16 protein-coding genes are annotated in these 17,520 nt (G+C 60.7%); 14 read left to right on the forward strand and 2 right to left on the reverse strand.

The window, feature by feature from the left end:
* Positions 1 to 309 precede the first annotated feature (309 nt).
* The gene (locus ASG68_RS15390; RefSeq protein ID WP_062581843.1) at positions 310 to 1,338 is read right to left on the reverse strand and encodes a LacI family DNA-binding transcriptional regulator; all 1,029 of its coding nucleotides are present in this window, start codon (positions 1,336 to 1,338) and stop codon (positions 310 to 312) included.
* Positions 1,339 to 1,639: 301 nt separating this feature from the next.
* Here ASG68_RS15390 and ASG68_RS15395 point away from each other — a divergent pair, with 301 nt between their 5' ends.
* From ASG68_RS15395 to ASG68_RS15440, 10 genes are all read left to right on the forward strand, one after another.
* Complete coding sequence (locus ASG68_RS15395) at positions 1,640 to 2,662, forward strand: sterol desaturase family protein (RefSeq protein ID WP_062581845.1); 1,023 nt, start codon at positions 1,640 to 1,642, stop codon at positions 2,660 to 2,662.
* Between the two features lie 122 nt (positions 2,663 to 2,784).
* Positions 2,785 to 3,759, forward strand: a complete 975-nt coding sequence (locus ASG68_RS15400) for a substrate-binding domain-containing protein (RefSeq protein WP_062603593.1) — start codon at positions 2,785 to 2,787, stop codon at positions 3,757 to 3,759.
* A 158-nt stretch (positions 3,760 to 3,917) separates the two neighbouring features.
* On the forward strand, positions 3,918 to 4,898 hold the full coding sequence (locus tag ASG68_RS15405) for an ABC transporter permease (RefSeq protein ID WP_062582398.1): 981 nt from the start codon (positions 3,918 to 3,920) through the stop codon (positions 4,896 to 4,898).
* 8 nt (positions 4,899 to 4,906) lie between these two features.
* Positions 4,907 to 5,734, forward strand: coding sequence for an ATP-binding cassette domain-containing protein (locus tag ASG68_RS15410; RefSeq protein WP_062582400.1), 828 nt, complete (start codon positions 4,907 to 4,909; stop codon positions 5,732 to 5,734).
* A 41-nt stretch (positions 5,735 to 5,775) separates the two neighbouring features.
* The gene (locus ASG68_RS15415; RefSeq protein WP_062581846.1) at positions 5,776 to 6,087 is read left to right on the forward strand and encodes a MocE family 2Fe-2S type ferredoxin; all 312 of its coding nucleotides are present in this window, start codon (positions 5,776 to 5,778) and stop codon (positions 6,085 to 6,087) included.
* A gap of 4 nt (positions 6,088 to 6,091) precedes the next feature.
* On the forward strand, positions 6,092 to 6,871 hold the full coding sequence (locus ASG68_RS15420; RefSeq protein WP_062581847.1) for a TIM barrel protein: 780 nt from the start codon (positions 6,092 to 6,094) through the stop codon (positions 6,869 to 6,871).
* A gap of 4 nt (positions 6,872 to 6,875) precedes the next feature.
* Complete coding sequence (locus tag ASG68_RS15425; RefSeq protein ID WP_062581849.1) at positions 6,876 to 7,700, forward strand: 3-methyl-2-oxobutanoate hydroxymethyltransferase; 825 nt, start codon at positions 6,876 to 6,878, stop codon at positions 7,698 to 7,700.
* Between the two features lie 16 nt (positions 7,701 to 7,716).
* Positions 7,717 to 8,718, forward strand: a complete 1,002-nt coding sequence (iolG, locus tag ASG68_RS15430; protein WP_062603592.1) for an inositol 2-dehydrogenase — start codon at positions 7,717 to 7,719, stop codon at positions 8,716 to 8,718.
* 100 nt (positions 8,719 to 8,818) lie between these two features.
* A complete protein-coding gene (purU, locus tag ASG68_RS15435) occupies positions 8,819 to 9,703 on the forward strand; it encodes a formyltetrahydrofolate deformylase (protein WP_062581853.1) in 885 nt (294 codons plus the stop codon).
* Positions 9,704 to 9,741: 38 nt separating this feature from the next.
* On the forward strand, positions 9,742 to 10,056 hold the full coding sequence (locus tag ASG68_RS15440; RefSeq protein ID WP_062581856.1) for a MurR/RpiR family transcriptional regulator: 315 nt from the start codon (positions 9,742 to 9,744) through the stop codon (positions 10,054 to 10,056).
* 19 nt (positions 10,057 to 10,075) lie between these two features.
* Here ASG68_RS15440 and aspT read toward each other — a convergent pair whose 3' ends face one another.
* Positions 10,076 to 11,767, reverse strand: a complete 1,692-nt coding sequence (aspT, locus tag ASG68_RS15445) for an aspartate-alanine antiporter (protein WP_062581858.1) — start codon at positions 11,765 to 11,767, stop codon at positions 10,076 to 10,078.
* 302 nt (positions 11,768 to 12,069) lie between these two features.
* On the opposite strand from aspT, the gene ASG68_RS15450 reads away from it, so the two are divergent.
* The 4 genes from ASG68_RS15450 (at position 12,070) to ASG68_RS15465 (ending at position 17,516) form a co-directional block, all read left to right on the forward strand.
* Complete coding sequence (locus ASG68_RS15450) at positions 12,070 to 12,981, forward strand: LysR substrate-binding domain-containing protein (RefSeq protein WP_062581860.1); 912 nt, start codon at positions 12,070 to 12,072, stop codon at positions 12,979 to 12,981.
* A gap of 124 nt (positions 12,982 to 13,105) precedes the next feature.
* Positions 13,106 to 14,530 carry an aldehyde dehydrogenase gene (aldA, locus tag ASG68_RS15455; RefSeq protein ID WP_062581862.1) on the forward strand — a complete coding sequence of 475 codons (1,425 nt, stop codon included), beginning with the start codon at positions 13,106 to 13,108 and terminating at the stop codon, positions 14,528 to 14,530.
* Between the two features lie 141 nt (positions 14,531 to 14,671).
* Entirely contained in the window at positions 14,672 to 15,889 is a 1,218-nt protein-coding gene (locus ASG68_RS15460) for a mandelate racemase/muconate lactonizing enzyme family protein (RefSeq protein WP_062581863.1), read from the forward strand.
* A 13-nt stretch (positions 15,890 to 15,902) separates the two neighbouring features.
* Positions 15,903 to 17,516, forward strand: coding sequence for a GMC family oxidoreductase (locus tag ASG68_RS15465; protein WP_062581866.1), 1,614 nt, complete (start codon positions 15,903 to 15,905; stop codon positions 17,514 to 17,516).
* The last annotated feature ends 4 nt before the right edge of the window (positions 17,517 to 17,520 follow it).

Genomic DNA, 17,520 nt, shown 5'->3' on the forward strand with positions numbered 1-17,520 from the left:
ATCCATCCTCAKTCCGCGCTCAAGATGGCTTCCCCTCGGCAGTTCATCAGGGCTAAATCAAACTAGCCGACATGTCCGGTGAAACGGGGTGCACTTCAATACGACCATGTTTGCAAACTGCCAAAAAGGGCCGACGCTTTGGATATCCGTCAATTGGTTCATGCCGAAGCGGAGGTTTCCATAGGCAATTGGTTCACTCGGCCGGGGGACATCAATCGGCGCTGAACCTTTGGCAGAAGCGGTAACTGGATGGGCCATGTCTTGCCTGTTTTTCGGCGCAGGGCACGTCCGTTCGATGCGCAAGCAGGTCTAGAGATTTTCGCGCGTATAGATCTCGAAAGGGACGATCCGGGTGTGGCTGGTCTTGTCCCCCTTGGAGGCGGTAGTCCGCACCATTCCTGTGACCGTCTCCTCGGCAAGCTTCGCCAGCGGATGGGCGATAGACAGAGTTATCGTACCTTCGAGCAGAGCCGTCTTGACGTTGTCCATCAGTTCGTAGCCTACGACAACAAGGGTGCCGGCCCGGCCGGTGGTACGGAGAGCAGCGAGCACGCCGCTGATGCCGCCGCCGGCGACATAGAGGCCGGCAAGATCGGCATGTTCGGCAAGAAGCCGCTCCGTCATCTCCTGGGCGACAGCGGACGATTCGAAGGTCGATAGCGGCTCAAGCAGGACGAAGTCGCGGGCATGTTCCCGGAAATAGGAGCGGAAGCCGGTCTCGTTCATTTCTTGATTGCGATAACGCGGATTGCCCATCAACAGCCCGATCTTGCCGGGGGTCTTGCAGATATTGTCGAAGGCCCAGGCCGCCGTTCGCCCGACTTTCCAGTTGTCGAGGCCGATATAATGAATCTGGCCGGTTGCGGCGAGTTGCGAGATCAGCGCGAAGACGGGAATGCCGCGCGCCTGAATCTCCTCGAGAGCCTGGTTGACGACAGGATGCACCGCCGTGGTGATGCAGAGCGCATCGCATTCGTCGGCAAGGGCCAGCGCCCGTTCCGCTGTGTTCTGCGGCGACAGGTCCTCCAGGTGTTCGATTCTCAATGCCACCTCAAAGGCCGAGGAGTCTTCAGCAGCTTCTCTCAGGGCGCGCGCGACAAGCTGATAGAAGGGGCGGTGCGGCTGGAGGAGCAGGATGCCGAACCGGTATTTCGGCCGGGCCGCCGCATTGCGTGCCTCGATCGCGCCGAGGCCATAGAAGCAAATGTTTTCCGCCGCTGCCCGGACTTTCTCCCGCGTCTCGCCCCGCACATTCTCCGCTCCGGAGAGGACCCGGTTCGCGGTGGCGATCGATATTCCCGCCGATTTGGCAAGGTCTCGAATGGTCGGCCTCTTCATCACTACCTTCGTGATACGAAATGTATCATTTCATCGGTTCTGTGAGACGAATGATACGATAATCTCTTAAGTCAGAGATGCGCCTTGATTTGCTCGGCGTCAAGGCGGAATATTCGTTCCATAAGATTATGCGGTGGAACGGAAACGCTGTTCGACCGCTTCGGGAGGAATGCAATCGACATAGCTGGCTGTTGTACTTTGGGCGCTTGCCCGAAGACGGCCGAGCTTTGTCTGCATCCGAGCCTCGCTCTCCTCCTGACAAGATGAACAGCAGGACACGCGGTGTCCGGGAGGCACGACGATGGATGATCTCAAACATGGAACCCGCAACAAGCGCGGTGACTGGGCTCCGAACGGACGGATCGAGATTGCGCCCTTCTGGGCCTGGCCGCCGCGCCTGCCGGCGGTGTTGAAATGGTTGCCGGAATATATCTGGCCGTGGAATGCCTTTCACATGGCGACGGCGCTTCTCTACTGGTTCTATGTCGTGCCGGATGTCGAGGTGATGAAGACGCTGAGCTGGGGCTGGGCGCTCTGGCTCTACGCAGTGAACGCGTCGGCGATCTTCGTCTTCTACGGCTCGGTCGAGTTGTTCTTCTATGTCCGGCGCCGGCAGGGCAACCGCTTCAAGTACAACGCGAAATTCCCCGGCGAGCAGCCGTCGGATGTCTTCTGGTTCAAGAGCCAGAACATCGACAATTTTCTGCGCTCCTTCTTCCTGTCCATCCCGCTCTGGACGGTCGTTGAAGTCGGTTTCCTCTGGGTCTTCGCCAATGGCTGGGTGCCGTGGCTGAACTGGGCCGACAATGGCTGGTATCTGGCCTTCCTTGTTGCCGTCGCGCCCATGATCCACGAGATGCATTTCTTCATCATTCACCGGCTGATCCATTGGGGACCGCTCTATCGCTGGATCCATTCGGTCCACCACAATTCGGTCAATCCGTCGCCTTGGTCGTCGCTCTCCATGCATCCGGTCGAAGGCTTTCTCTATCATGCCGTAGCGCTCTGGCATCTGGTCATTCCGTCGAACCCGATAGTTGCAATGTTCCAGCTCCACATTGCCGGCTTCGGCGCGGTCAATGGCCATGTCGGTTTCGACAAGCTGGAGATCACCGAGGACACACCGCTCGATACCCACGCCTACGCCCATTACCTGCACCACAAGTATTTCGAGGTGAACTATGGCGGCGATGGCCTGATCCCGCTCGATAAGTGGTGCGGCACCTGGCACGACGGCACCAAGGACGGCGACGTCCAGATGCAGGCCCGCTTCACCCGCAAGAAGGAACGGATGAACGCCCGGGCAGCGCGCGCAAATACTTGAATTCACGGCATTCCAGCGGCGCTCACGAGGAGGGTGCGCCGTTGGGCAATGGGTCACGGCGACCCGCAATATCATGCTTTTTTGGACCCCGCCAACCGGCGGAAACTGGGGGAGGAAACCCGATGAAAATGCTGACCACCATGACCACGATCCTCGCGACGTCGGTCGCCGTCTGTCTGACTGCGAGCTTGGCGCTGGCCGCCGATATCGCCGTCGTTGGCGGCAAGACCGATGACGCCTTCTGGAGCAAGATCAAGAAGGGTGTCGATGACAGCCGCTTCGTCGTCGAGGCGAACGGCGGCAAGGTGACCTATCTCCAGCTTCAGACCTATGACAATCTCGGCCCTGATGCCGCTGGCCTGGTGCGTACCGCCATCAGCCAGGGCGTAACCGGCATCGTCGTTCCGGATTGGGTGCCGGAAGCCGAGGATGAGGCAATCAAGGCCGCCGTCAGCGCCGGCATCAAGGTCATGCTGATGAATGCCGGTTCGCTTGAAAAGGCGAAGGAACTCGGCGCGATCAACTATGTCGGTTCGGATGAGTATCTGGCCGGTGTCGCGGGCGGTGAATATTTCGGCAAGAGCGGCCAGAAGAACGTGCTCTGCGTCAACACCCTGCCGGGCAGCGCCAACCAGGAAGCCCGCTGCAAGGGCGTGATCGATGGCATCGGCAAGGCTGGTGGTGCCGGCAAGCAGCTACCGCTTCCGGCAACGAGTTTCGGAGATCCGACAGCGATTGCCGAAGCCGTCAAGGCGACGCTGACGCAGGATGGTACGATCGATGGCGTCATCACCATCGGTGCTGGCGATGCGGACGCTGCCGCAAGCGGTATCCAGCAGGCCGGCAAGGTCGAGACCGTCAAGCTCGGTTCCTTCGACTTCAACGAGGCGAGCCTCGATCGCATCAAGGGTGGAGCACAGCTCTTCGCCGTCGATCAGCAGCCCTATCTCCAGTCGCTGCTGTCCGTTTCCCTGCTCGCATCGCATATCGACTTCGGAACGGACCTGCCCGTGGCACCGGTCCTGACGGGACCGGGCATTGTCGATGCTTCCAACATCGACTCGACACTCTCCGGTGTCTCGAAGGGCGCTCGCTAAACCGCGCGCTCGCCGGCCGCTCTCCAACCCTCCAGGAGAGCGGCCATCGCCACAAACGGCACAGCCCGGGAAGGGGAACCATCATGAACTCGAAAACCGCAAGCCAACCGCTCACCATAGCCAAGACGCCGTCCGCACCGGATGCATCCGGCTTTTCCATCGGTGGATTGTTCCGCAGACCCGAAGCCGGGGCCTTTCTCGGCCTGTTCGGCGTCTTCGTCTTTTTCCTGGTCTTCGGAAGCATCGATTTCCTGAAGCCGGCGGGGGCTGCGAGCTGGCTGAATGTCGCGGCCAATCTCGGCATCATCGCCTTTCCGATCGGCCTCTTGATGATCGCTGGCGAACTCGACATCTCCATCGGCTCGATGATACCCGCCGGTTCGATGACGGTTGCTATCATCTCGGGTTACTATGGCTTGCCCATCTGGATCGGTATCGCGGCTTCACTCGGGCTCGGTGTGTTTGTCGGGCTGGTAAACGGGTTTCTCGTGGTTCGCACCAATGTGCCCTCGCTGATCGTCACGCTCGGCACGCTTTTCGCCGTTGCCGGCCTCGTGCTTGGCCTTTCGGTGCTATTGACCGGAACCACAAGCGTCGCGCTGAAAGCGCCGGAACTGGCCAAGTTCCTGTTCGGCCAGTTCGTCGGCAATACGTTTCAGGTCATCATCTTCTGGTGGCTGGCGCTGACGGCGCTCTACATCTTCGTCATCCATTATTCGCCCTATGGCAACTGGATCTTCGCCATGGGCGGTGACAAGGTCAGTGCCCGCAATGCCGGCATCCCGACAGCCCGGCTGACCATCTGTCTGTTCGTGCTTTCCTCGACCAGCGCCGCCTTCGTCGGCATGTGCCAGGCGATCCTGTTCAATTCCGCGCAGGTCTCGGCAGGCATGTCCTTCATCTTCAACTCGATCATCTCGGTGGTCGTGGGCGGCGTGCTGCTGACCGGTGGTTTCGGTTCGATCATCGGTATCTTCTTCGGCACGATCACCTTCGCCGTCGTCAATCAGGGCATCTACTTCACTACCTTCGACCGCAACTGGTCGAGCCTGATCATCGGCGTGATGCTGCTGCTTGCTGTCTTGATGAACAACACCTTCCGCACCATGGCGCTGTCCTATTCGCCGAAGAAGAAGTGAGGCCGATCATGTCGACACCCATTCTCAAGCTCAGAAACATCTGCAAGTCCTTCGGCCCGATCGATGTGCTGAATGACATCTCGCTCGATATTCGCCCCGGCGAAGTGCTCTGCCTGCTGGGCGATAACGGCGCCGGCAAGTCGACGCTGATCAAGACGCTGTCCGGCGTCTACACGCCAACCTCGGGCACGATGGAGATGGACGGCGCGCCTGTCGCCTTCACCGGCCCGCGTGACGCCAGCAATCGCGGCATCGCCACAGTCCACCAGTTCGGTGGCACGTTTCCACTGATGACGATCGGCCGCAGCTTCTTCGTCGGAGTCGAGCCGACCAAGGGTTGGGGGCCATTCAAGGTGTTCGACCGCAAGCGCGCGAACGAGATTGCCGTCAAGGCGATCCGCGACTTCGGCATTACCCGCATCGATGACGGCGACCGGCTGGTCGGCGGGCTCTCAGGCGGCGAGCGGCAGTCGCTTGCCATTGCTCGCGCAGTGCATTTCGGCGCCAAGGTGCTGATCCTCGACGAGCCGACGGCTGCGCTCGGCGTCAAGCAGGCGACGCATGTTCTCAGGATCGTCAACGAGGCCAAGCGCCGGGGGTTGGCAGTCGTCTTCATTACCCATCAGGTGATGCATGCCATGGCCGTCGGCGATCATTTCGCCGTGCTGATCCGGGGCGCGATCGCCGCAGATTTCCGCAAGGGCGAGAAGACCCGTGAGGAGATCACCGACCTGATGGCAGGCGGCGAGACCATGGCCGATCTCGAAGCCCAGATCGATGGCTATAGGCAGACGCATGACGGCCATCCGCCACAGCTTGCAAACGCGGCGGTTTAGGCCGGCGTTTCACACCGACAGAATGACAGAAGGAAGAGAGAATGGGTAACTGGACCCGCGCCTGTGCCACCGAGGATGTCGAACTCGACGAACTGATCCGTTTCGATCAGGGTGGCCGTACCTTTCTGGTGGTCAGAAGTCCCGAGGACGAATTTTTCTGCATCGATGGCATCTGCACCCATGAGCACGTGCATCTGGCAGACGGGCTCGTCATGGACGGCATGATTGAATGCCCGAAGCACAGTGCCCAGTTCGATTACAAGACCGGCGAAGCGACCCGCGCCCCGGCCTGCATCAATTTGAGGACCTTCCCTGTGAAGGTCGAGAACGGCAACGTATTCATAGAGATCTGATGACATGACCCAATTTGCACTGGCGGCCTGTGCCGAAATGATCTGGCGCGACAAGCCTATCGAATGGCGCGCTTCCCGCCTCAAGGAGATGGGCTTCGGCGTCGGCCTCTGGAACTGGCCGGAACATGATCTGGCCAAGCTGGAGGCAACGGGCGCAACCTTCACCATCATGAACGGCTATCTGACTGGCCGCCTGACCGATGACGAAGGTGCGGACGAACTGCTGCGCACGGCGCGTGAGACGGCGCAGGTGGGAAAACGCCTCGGCGTTCAGCGGCTCAACCTGCACGGCACGGGGCTGGGCGAGGGCGGGCTTCCGGTCCAGCCGATCGAAGTGGTCACCGGTGCGATGTGGCTGAAGGCGCGTGACACGCTTGCCCGCATCGCCGATATGGCCGACGAAGAAAACGTCATCTTCACGCTGGAAAACCTCAACCTGCCGGTCGATCACCCCGGCGTTCCCTTCGGCCGGGCCGAGGATACGCTGGCGCTGGTTTCCAGCATCGACCATCCACGGCTGCGGCTCAATCTCGACCTCTACCATGCGCAGATCGGTGAGGGAAACCTGATCGAACTGTGCCGGAAGTGCCTGCCGTGGATCGGCGAGATACAGGTGGCGGATGTACCCGGCCGTTTCGAGCCCGGAACCGGAGAAGTCAACTGGCACGGCATCGCCAAAGCACTGAAGGCGATGGGTTATACCGGCCCGGTCGGCATGGAGGCTTTTGCGTCCGGTGATCCGGAAACGGCACTCGAAGCCTTCCGCAACGCATTCACGGTGTAATCAGATGGTTCACAGGAACACCCGCCCGACCGTTGCCGATATCCGCGCCATGAAGGCGCGCGGCGAGAAGATTTCCATGCTCTACGTCACGACGCCGGAGGAAGCCGCCGCCGCCGATGCCGCCGGTATCCATATGCTGTCGATCGAGGGACGCTTCTTTTCGCCGGAAATGCGGGCGGCGGCCGGACGCTGCTTCGTCCAGGTGGGCCTCCCTTATGGCGGCTGGGGCAAATTCGAGGGCCGGCCGCTGGCGACGGCCGAGGATTATCTGCGTGCCGCCTATCATTTTTCCGCCATGGGAGGTGATTGCTTCTATTGCGCCGCTTCGCTCGATATCCAGAAGGTGCTCTGCGACAACCATGTTCCGATCGTGGCCCATGTCGGTCTCATTCCGTCCTATATCACCTGGACCGGGTTCCGCGCAGTGGGCAAGACAGCCGTCGAGGCAGCCGAGGTCTTCCGGCAGGTGAAGCAACTGGAGGCGATCGGCTGCTTCGGTGCCGAACTTGAGGTCGTGCCGGATCGCGTCGGCGAACTGATTTCGAAGAACACTTCGATGATCATGCTCGGCATGGGTGCCGGGCCGGGGGCGGATGCGCAATATCTGTTTGCCGAGGACGTTCTCGGCCATACCGACGGTCATCGGCCGCGCCATGCCAAGACCTACCGCAATTTTGCCGCCGAGTTCGACCGGCTGCAGAAGGAACGCATCGAGGCCTTCCGCGAATTCATCGCCGACGTGAACTCCGGCGCCTATCCGCAGCCCCAGCACAATGTCGCGATCGGCGACCAGGAATTCAACGCTCTCAAGGCCGAACTCGGTCTCTGACACAAAGGAAAATCCCATGCTCAAAGTTGGCCTTCTCGGCGCCGGCCGCATTGCCGGCGTCCACGCGACCGCCATTTCCAGTCATCCCGGCAGCACGCTTGTCGCGGTCTCCGATATCAACAGCGCAGCCGCCGAAAAGATCGCAGCCCAATATGGTGCCGAAGCGCGCGCGACCGATGCCATCCTCAATGACGGGTCGATCGATGCCGTCCTGATCGCCACCTCTACCGACACCCATTCCGACCTGATCGAGCGCGCGACGGCGGCCGGCAAGGCGGTGCTCTGCGAAAAGCCGGTTGATCTCAGCCTTGCCCGGGCGCAGGCCTGCCAGACGGCGGTTGCCGCGACCGGTCGCCCGGTCATGATCGGCTTCAACCGGCGCTTCGATCCGAATTTCTCGACGCTGAAGAAGGCGGTGGATGCCGGCGAGATCGGCAAGACGGAGTTACTGTCGATCACCTCCTTCGATCCGGCTCCGCCGCCGGTCGCCTATATCAAGGTGTCAGGCGGCCTGTTCCGGGACATGATGATCCACGATTTCGATATGGCGAATTTCATCATGGGCGCTGCGCCGGCAAACGTTACGGCCGTCGGTTCATCGATCGTCGATCCGGAGATCGGCGGGGCCGGCGATGTCGATACCGCCGTGGTAACACTCACCTATGCCGATGGCCGCATCGCCGTCATCAAGAACAGCCGTCGTGCCGTCTATGGCTATGATCAGCGGGTGGAATTGCTGGGCTCGGAAGGGCTTCTACAAGCGCAAAACATGCTGGAAAACACTGTGGTGAAGTCGACCACGCAGGGCGTCACCGGCGCCAAGCCGACCTATTTCTTCCTCGAACGCTACATGCCTGCCTATGTCGCCGAATGGGCTGCCTTTGTCGATGCGGTGAACGGTGACAAAGCGCTGCCGGTGACGTTGGATGACGGCGTCGCCGCCCTTGCCATGGCTGAAGCCGCCACACTTTCGGTCAAGACGGGCTCACCGGTTTCGCTCGCCTCCGTGCTGAGTTGAAACGAGGGAAGGCATAACTCAAAAGGGCGCGTCTCCATCATTGGGGACGCCAATGACGAATCACAGGCACCATCGGCGCTGACTGGTGGAAAGGTATCCCATGTCCAATTTCGCCCTGCGCGTTCACTGCGCATCCACCCGTGGCATCGTCGCCGCCATATCCTCGTTTCTGGCTGACGAGGACTGCAATATTACGGACAGTGCGCAGTTCGACGATACCCAGACCGGCCGTTTCTTCACGCGGATCAGCTTTCGATCGGAAGGCGAGCGAAGTCTTGAAGCACTAAGGGCAGGCTTTGCCTCTGTCGCGGCGCCTTTCGACATGGACTTCGAGTTCTTCGACGAGCGGGTGAAACGCAAGGTCGTGATCATGGTCTCCCGCTTTGGCCATTGTCTGAACGATCTGCTCTACCGCTGGAAGATCGGCGCGCTGCCGATCGATATCGTCGGGGTGATCTCCAACCATCTCGATTACCAGAAGGTCGTCGTCAACCACGATATCCCGTTTCACTGCATCCGCGTGACGAAGGAAAACAAGGCCGAGGCCGAGGCCGAGCAAATGCGCATCGTCGAGGAGACAGGGGCAGAACTGATCGTGCTTGCGCGCTATATGCAGGTGCTCTCGGATCGCATGTGTGCGGAAATGTCGGGCCGGATCATCAACATCCATCACTCTTTCCTGCCCTCCTTCAAGGGCGCAAATCCCTATAAGCAGGCGCTCGAGCGCGGCGTAAAACTCATCGGCGCCACCTCGCACTACGTTACGGCCGATCTCGACGAAGGCCCGATCATCGAGCAGGGCATCATTCGCGTTACGCATGCCCAGTCCAACGACGATTATGTCAGCCTCGGCCGCGACGTGGAAACCCAGGTGCTGGCCCGTGCCATCCACGCCCACATTCACGGCCGCGTCTTCCTGAACGGAAACAGGACGGTCGTCTTTCCACCGTCGCCGGGCAGCTTTGCATCGGAGCGAATGGGGTGAAGATATTCGTCGGCTAATGATCCAGGAGGTTCGGGACAATGGAATCGAGGCAGGAGGGGGAGCGGTCAATGTGGCGAGAGGGCGCTGCGGCACCCAGTATCGAGGCCTTGAAGGAAAAAATCCTCAGGCGGGAGCTTACCTTTCCCGGCGTGTTCGAGCACATCATGCGCATGCTCCTTCATCACCCTGACATCGTCGCCTTCGGAACGGCGAAATCCGTCGCGGCCTCATGCGACGTGTCGAACTCGACATTCCTCCGCCTCGTCCGCTATTGCGGATATGAGAATTTTCCGGAGATGCGCGTGGCGTTCAGGTGCTACATGCGCAGGATCGCCAAGCGAAGCACGGGCTGAACCTTGGCTGCGGCTGCGTTCACGCGAGCAACAGAACCAGGACCATGCCCCAGAGGGTCATCAATGTGCTACCGACAGCATAGGGTACGGTGTAACCGAGGGCGGGAATCTGGCTTTTCGCCTGTCCGTTGAGCATGCCGAGGGCTGCAGTCGTGGTTCTGGCGCCGGCGCAGCAACCGAGCAGAATGGCCGGATGGAAGCGGAAGATGTATCTGCCGACATACATGGCAAGGATCAACGGCACCGTTGTCACGACGATGCCCCACAGGAAGAGGCTTAAACCGAGCTGCTCCAGACCGGTGACGAAGCTTGGGCCGGACGATATCCCGACGACGGCTATGAAGACGTTGAGCCCAATGGAATTGATGAACCAGAGCGTTGGAGACGGAATATGGCCGAATGTTGGTCGTACCGACCGCAGCCAGCCAAAGAACAGTCCGGCAATTAGCGTTCCTCCTGACGTCGAGACCGTGAGCGGGACGTTTCCGACCTGGATTGCAAGGGAGCCGGCCAGCGCCCCGATCGCAATCGCTCCGCCGAGGAACGCCACATCGGCGACATCTGTCTTCGTATCGGCGCGGCCAAGGTCCTTGGCGACCATGGCCATTCCTTGCGTGCGTCCGACGATCGTCAGGATATCACCACGGTACAACTTCGTTTTCGGCAGGATCGGTATTTCGGTTGCGGTAGCGCCACGGACGATCTTGCGCAGGAAAACGCCACGGGCCGATGGGCGTGTGGCAATCTCTGCCAGCGTCTTGCCGTCGATTTCCTTGTTGGTGACGAAGACATCGATGCCATCTGTCGGTACGGCAAGCAGTTCCCGGTCATCAATTTCTTCCGTCAGACTTCCAAGGAGATCGACGAGGACTTCGCGACGCCCTGCAACGGCGACGACATCGCCAGCCGCGATCACGGTTTCGAATGTCACATCATTGACAACACCGGCCTGGCGAATGCGCTCGAGGAAAACCCGCTCGGTGGGCAACAGGCTTTCGGCCTGAAGCGCGGTCAGGCCGACAATCCTTGCGCCCTCCCTTACCCGATAGGCGCGCAGTTCAAAGTTGTGCCAGGCGGTTCCGTGGCCGCCCGGTGCCGTCTTGCCGCCCTGTTCCTCTTCATATCGCCTGCACTCTGCTTCCAGATCGATCCCGAGCATGGCGGGCCCAAGCAGGGCAAGGATGATGGCTGCGCCGATCGTTCCAAAGATGTATGTGACGGCATAGGCGACGGGCATTGCGTCCAGTATGGCCTGGCTCTCCTGTGGCGGCAGGCCGAGGCGGTTGATGGCGTCCGTTGCAAGCCCGAGAGAGGCGGAGATGGTTTGTGAGCCGGCATAGAGGCCCAAGGCGGAGCCGAGATCGAATCCCGAGATCCTTGCGCCTACATAGGCGGATACGAGGCAAAAGATGCACATCACAACGGCAAAAACCGCCTGCGGGATTCCGTCCTTTGCAATGCCCCGGACAAATTGCGGACCGACCCCATAACCAATGGAAAACAGGAACAGTAGGAAGAAAAACGGTTTGATCGGGGGAGAAATCGTGATGTCCAATTGCCCGATCAACACCGCGGTAATCAGGGTGGCGGTGACCGGACCGAGCCCGATGCCCCGGTAGCTGAACGAACCGAAATAATAGCCGAAACCCAGTGACATGAAGATCGCGATTTCCGGATAGGTGCGGAGCCGGTCGATGAACCAGTCGATCATGGAATGCCTCATCTCGTTCAAAGGAGGACTGGCCTCCATTCTGCGTACCGGCTGCATCGTACGACAAACATATCGCTTTGGTTGAGAAAAGCCGCAAGATCACGACAGAATAAAGCTCCGGAAGCATCTTTCAAGGTCGTCGCCATCGGACCGCGCCGAAGCCGGCCAAACAAGGCAGTGGACCATCCTGTTGATTCGTCCCCGGGGCCACGCTAGCGTCGACGCTCGAGGTGTTATCAAGCGATGCGCCGGCTGCGCACCGCTCTGCCGCCGGTATTTAGCTTCACGTTGGAAATGATCGCATGCGAAAACTACCGGCACTGTCGGCAATGAAGGTGTTCGAGGTTGTCGGCCAGACCCGGAGTTTTACGCGGGCAGCCGAAGTGCTGAACCTGACGCAGAGCGCTGTCAGCCGGCAGGTGCGGAATCTCGAAAAACAGCTGGGCGAAGATCTCCTGATCCGCCGCCATCACGATTTGGAACTGACACGCGCCGGCACGGAATTGATGGCGACCCTGCAGCAGGCTTTTCACACGATCGAGCAGACCGTGCGCTCCATCGCCGAAGCCAGCAATCGCAATCGGCTGCGCATCAACGTGCCGCCGACCTTCGCCAGGCGCTGGCTGATGCCGCGGCTGTCGCGGCTGCGCCAGGCATTGCCGGATATCGAAATCAGCTTGAGCACTGATCTCAAGGACAGTCTGGCCGAGCGCGGTCTGCTGGATTGCGCCATCCGGTTCGGCGATGGCGAATGGCCGATGCTGCAATCGCGCATCCTGATGACCGAGCGCCATATCGCCGTTTGCGCGCCGGAATTGCTTGAGGGCGCGACGCGCGGCGGCCGGATCGACTTTTCCGCCTTCACCTTCCTGCATGTTCTGGCTTCCGCCGATCAGCGCTACCTGACCTGGCAGCATTGGCTGGATGCTGCCGGACTTGGCGATATCGATTTCCGTGGCGGCATGGAATTCGACCTGCTCGACCTAGTCATCGAGGCCGCCCGCAACGGGCTTGGCGTGGCGGTGGTGGATCGCTTCATGGTCGGGCCGCAGCTGGAAAGCGGCGAACTTGTGCCCGTTCTCGACGTCAGCGTCGAGGGCCATGAATCCTACTGGCTGGTAACCCGGTCGGGTCAGCGGGAGCCTGCGAATGTGCGCGAATTTCATGCATGGCTGCTGAGTGAACTTGCGCTCGATCGCGCCACGGCGATCTGACAATCCTGTATTCGTTTTGACCAGCATTCGATTTCGGAATGCTTTGACCGAGAATAAGTCGCTTGCGAAAATGGCATGATCACCCCTCTACTCGCTGAACCAGCAGGTGGTTCGGGTGGATATCATGGCGCAGCATCGCAATTTCATCGGTGGCGGATTCGTCTATCCGTCGATCTCGACCGGGATCGACGTCCGCAATCCGGCAACGGGTGAGATATTTGCCACCGTTCCGGCCGCCAGCGATGCGGATGTGATCCTGGCCGTAGCGGCAGCGAAGAAAGCGCAAAAGAGCTGGGGGCGGCTGCCTGCGATAGAGCGCGGCGACGCGCTGCGGCGTCTGGCCAACGCACTGGAGCGGCATGCGCCCGCGATCGGCGAAGCACTCGCACAGGAATCCGGCAAAAGTCTTGCGGATGCGACGGCGGAAGCGATCTACGGTGTCGAACTGATGCGCTACCACGCCGAATGGGCGCGCCGGATCGACGGCGAGGTCATCGAAAGCGATACGCCGAACGAAACGCTGATGCTGAAGCGCGAGCCGATCGGCGTCGTCGCCTGCCTGATTCCCTTCAATTTCCCGATCTACACGCTGGTGCGCAAGATCGCGCCGGCCCTGATAACCGGCAATGCCGTGGTCGTGCGGCCAAGCAACACGACGCCGACCTCCGCCTTCGCCTTCGCGCAAGCCGTGCTGGAGGCGGATCTGCCGGCCGGGCTGATCAACATCATGACCATGTCGCATGAGACGGCGCGGACCATGTGCACGCAGCCTTCCGTCGGCATGATCACGCTGACCGGCAGCCTCAGTGCGGGGCAGACGGTTCTGGACTATTGCAAGGTCAATATCGCCAAGCCCTCGCTGGAACTGGGCGGCAAGACGCCCGTCATCGTCGAGCCGGATGCCGATCTCGATCTGGTGGCGCGCTCGATCATCGCGGCCAAGACGGCGCACTGCGGACAGGTCTGTACCTCGGCGGAGCGGCTCTATGTGCATGCCTCGGTGCATGATGCGCTTGTCGAGAAATTGCGCGCCGGCTTTGCCGCCCGCCGCTTCGGCGACCGTTCCGGCGATCCTGACCTGATGGGGCCGCTTGCCAATGCGGCGGCGCGCGATCGCATCCATGCCATGGTCGAACGCGCAAAGACCGAAGGCGCCACGGTCGAAGCAGGTGGCGTGGTTCCGGACGGAGCCGGCTACTTTTATCCGCCGACCCTGCTGTCCGGTTGCCGGCAGGACATGGAGATCGTCCGCGAGGAAGTATTCGGCCCGGTTCTCGCTGTCATTTCCTACGACACGTTCGAACAGGCGCTTTCGCTTGCCAGCGACCACCAGTTCGGCCTCGCCTCGGTGCTGTTCTCGGAAAACTATCGCAAGGTCATGCAGGCCGCGAGTGAGATCGAGGCGGGCGAACTCTACATCAATCGTTTTCCGGCCGATCCCTACCAGGGCTATCACGCCGGTTGGAAGAAATCCGGCCTCGGCGGCGATGACGGCAAGCATGGCATGCTGGAATTCACCCAGACCCGGCTGGTGATTCTGAAACATTGAGTTGGGCGTTTGTGATTGCCCCTCACCCTAGCCTTCTCCCCCGCTTGCGGGGAAAGGGGACGACAGGGCGGATGAGGGCCTTTAGAACAACAGCGTGCTCGGAAATCATAAAGTCAGTCAGAAATACCGGAGGAACAGCCCATGAAGATCGCCGCACTGAAAACCCATGTGGTTGCCGTTCCCCCGCCGCATGTCGGCGGCATGTATTGGATTTTCGTCGAGCTTGAGACGGCCTGCGGTATTTCCGGCGTCGGCGAGATCTATGCGACTTCCTTCCATCCCTCGGCCATGGTTCCGCTGATCGAGGATGTCTTTCAGCGTTATCTGCTTGATTATGACCCGCACCAGATCGAGCGCTTCTGGCGCGCGGCCTATTCGAGCGGCTTCACCCAGCGTCCGGATACGACGATGATGGGTATTGTCTCGGGTCTCGAAATCGCCTGCTGGGACATTATCGGCAAGGCGGCGGGCCGGCCGGTCTCCGATCTGCTCGGTGGCACGGTGAACGAAAAGCTGCGCGCCTACACCTATCTCTATCCGAAGAACGCTGCTGGCGAGTACGACTACAACGATCCAGATCTCGCGGCGGAAGAAGCCATCCGCGTGGTCGAGATGGGCTTTACCGCCGTCAAGTTCGATCCCGCCGGCCCCTACACCAATTATTCCGGACACCAGCTGTCTCTCGGTGTGCTTGATCGCTGTGAACTGTTCTGCGCCAGGATTCGCGAGGCGATCGGTAGCCGGGCCGATATCCTGTTCGGGACGCATGGCCAGATGGTGCCGTCCTCCGCGATCCGGCTGGCGAAGCGGCTGGAAAAATACGATCCGCTCTGGTTCGAGGAGCCGGTGCCGCCGGGACAGGAAGCGGCCATGGCCGAGGTGGCGCGTGGCACATCGATTCCCGTCTCGACCGGCGAACGGCTGACGACCAAATACGAGTTCCAGCGCGTACTGCAGCTCGGCGCCGCTTCGATCCTGCAGATGAATGTTGCCCGTGTCGGCGGTTTGCTGGAAGCCAAGAAGATCGCCGGCATGGCGGAAGCCTTCTACGCCCAGATCGCGCCGCATCTCTACAATGGTCCGGTCGGTGCCGCCGCGAGCATCCAGCTATCGGCCGCCACGCCGAATTTCCTCATCCACGAAGCGATCATGGATTTCGGAGGCTTCCATGCCGAGGTGCTGAAAACCAAGTTGCAGGTCGACGACGGCTATCTCATCCCCTCGCGCGAACCTGGTCTCGGCATCGAGCTGAACCACGACGTCATCGCGAGACATTCGCCCTATACCGGCGAGCGCCTGCATCTGCAGATGGCCGCCAGCCCCGCTGACGTCAAGGAGTTCATGCCCGCCAAGGGCTGAGTAGGGACCCTTCATGATCCACGATTTCGTCATCGTCGGCGCAGGTTCGGCCGGCTGCATCCTGGCAAGCCGGCTCAGCGAGAACGGCCGCTACAGCGTCCTGCTCCTCGAAGCGGGCGGGCGGGACAGTTCGGTCTGGTTCAAGATCCCGATCGGTTACGCCAAGAGCTATTACAATCCCAAGGTCAACTGGATGTACTCGACCGAGCCCGAGATGGAACTCGACGGCCGCCGCATCTATGTGCCGCGCGGCAAGGTCCAGGGCGGCTCCGGATCGATCAACGCCATGGTCTTCGTGCGCGGCGCCGCCGATGATTTCGATGACTGGGCCGCCGCCGGCAATCCGGGATGGGGAGCCGCCGACGTGCTGCCCTATTTCCGCAAGCTGGAAACCCATGAGAAAGGCGCATCGCACTGGCATGGCGACAAGGGCCCGATCCATGTGACGCCGATGCGCGGCATGACCCATCCGGTCACCGATGCCTACTTGAAGGGCTGCGAAGAACTGCAACTGCCCTCGACGCCGGATTTCAACGGCGCATCGATCGAAGGAGCAGGGGTCTATGACATCAACACCCGCAACGGCCGCCGCTCCCATTCCAGCGCCGAATATCTCCGCCCGGCGCTGAAGCGGGCAAACCTCGCCATCGAACGCCGCGCGGTGGCGGAAAAGCTGGTGTTTGCGGAAGATGGTCGTGTTACCGGTGTCGAGGCAGTGCAGGATGGGCAGCGCCGGACCTTCCTGGCGCGGCGCGAAGTAATCGTCGCCGCCGGTGCCGTCGATACGCCCAAACTGCTGCAGTTGTCCGGTCTTGGCGATGGCGAAGCCTTGGCCGCAAAGGGCATTGAAACCATGGTCAACTTGCCGGCCGTCGGCGAGAACCTGCAGGACCATCTGGCCGCCAGCTTCTATTATCGCGCCAACCAGCCGACCCTGAACGGCACGTTCGGCAGTCTTTTCGGCCAGGCGCGGCTGGGGCTGCAATATATGCTCACCCGCAAGGGACCGTTCGCCATGAGCGTCAATCAAGCCGGAGGCTTCTTCCGGGGCAGGCCGGATGAGGCGCGGCCTAACATCCAGCTCTATTTTAATCCGCTGTCCTATCGTATTCCGGTGAACAAGAGTGCGTCCATGGTGCCAGAACCTTATGCCGGCTTCCTGATCGCCTTCAATTCCTGCCGGCCAACCAGCCGTGGCCATATCCGGCTCGCCTCGCCCAATCCGTCCGATACCGCGCTGATCCAGCCGAACTATCTGTCCACGGATCGGGATATCGACGAGGTGATCCAGGGTAGCCGGCTGGTGCGCCGCATCTCCTCGGCGCCGTCGCTGGCATCCATCATTGAGGCCGAGGTTTCGCCTTCACCTGAGGCGGATAGCGACGAGGCCCTGCTCGCTTATTTCCGTGCCAATGCCGGCTCGATCTATCATCTCTGTGGCAGTTGCACGATGGGGCAGGATGCGCGAACTTCCGTGGTAGATAACCGGCTCAGGGTCCATGGTGTCGAGGGCCTGCGCATCGTCGATGCCTCGGTCTTTCCGAATGTCACGGCCGGCAATATCAATGCTCCGACGATGATGGTCGCGGAAAAGGGGGCGGCAATGATCCTTGAGGATGCGAATTGAAAGC

Source organism: Rhizobium sp. Leaf453 (assembly GCF_001425605.1).
GTDB lineage: Bacteria > Pseudomonadota > Alphaproteobacteria > Rhizobiales > Rhizobiaceae > Pararhizobium.

Bases quoted from the DNA above. Each gene is read 5' to 3' on its own strand.
- ASG68_RS15390 (WP_062581843.1), bottom strand. From the start codon at position 1,338: ATGAAGAGGCCGACCATTCGAGACCTTGCCAAATCGGCGGGAATATCG.
- ASG68_RS15395 (WP_062581845.1), top strand. From the start codon at position 1,640: ATGGATGATCTCAAACATGGAACCCGCAACAAGCGCGGTGACTGGGCT.
- ASG68_RS15400 (WP_062603593.1), top strand. From the start codon at position 2,785: ATGAAAATGCTGACCACCATGACCACGATCCTCGCGACGTCGGTCGCC.
- ASG68_RS15410 (WP_062582400.1), top strand. From the start codon at position 4,907: ATGTCGACACCCATTCTCAAGCTCAGAAACATCTGCAAGTCCTTCGGC.
- ASG68_RS15415 (WP_062581846.1), top strand. From the start codon at position 5,776: ATGGGTAACTGGACCCGCGCCTGTGCCACCGAGGATGTCGAACTCGAC.
- ASG68_RS15420 (WP_062581847.1), top strand. From the start codon at position 6,092: ATGACCCAATTTGCACTGGCGGCCTGTGCCGAAATGATCTGGCGCGAC.
- ASG68_RS15425 (WP_062581849.1), top strand. From the start codon at position 6,876: ATGGTTCACAGGAACACCCGCCCGACCGTTGCCGATATCCGCGCCATG.
- iolG (WP_062603592.1), top strand. From the start codon at position 7,717: ATGCTCAAAGTTGGCCTTCTCGGCGCCGGCCGCATTGCCGGCGTCCAC.
- purU (WP_062581853.1), top strand. From the start codon at position 8,819: ATGTCCAATTTCGCCCTGCGCGTTCACTGCGCATCCACCCGTGGCATC.
- ASG68_RS15440 (WP_062581856.1), top strand. From the start codon at position 9,742: ATGGAATCGAGGCAGGAGGGGGAGCGGTCAATGTGGCGAGAGGGCGCT.
- aspT (WP_062581858.1), bottom strand. From the start codon at position 11,767: ATGATCGACTGGTTCATCGACCGGCTCCGCACCTATCCGGAAATCGCG.
- ASG68_RS15450 (WP_062581860.1), top strand. From the start codon at position 12,070: ATGCGAAAACTACCGGCACTGTCGGCAATGAAGGTGTTCGAGGTTGTC.
- aldA (WP_062581862.1), top strand. From the start codon at position 13,106: ATGGCGCAGCATCGCAATTTCATCGGTGGCGGATTCGTCTATCCGTCG.
- ASG68_RS15460 (WP_062581863.1), top strand. From the start codon at position 14,672: ATGAAGATCGCCGCACTGAAAACCCATGTGGTTGCCGTTCCCCCGCCG.
- ASG68_RS15465 (WP_062581866.1), top strand. From the start codon at position 15,903: ATGATCCACGATTTCGTCATCGTCGGCGCAGGTTCGGCCGGCTGCATC.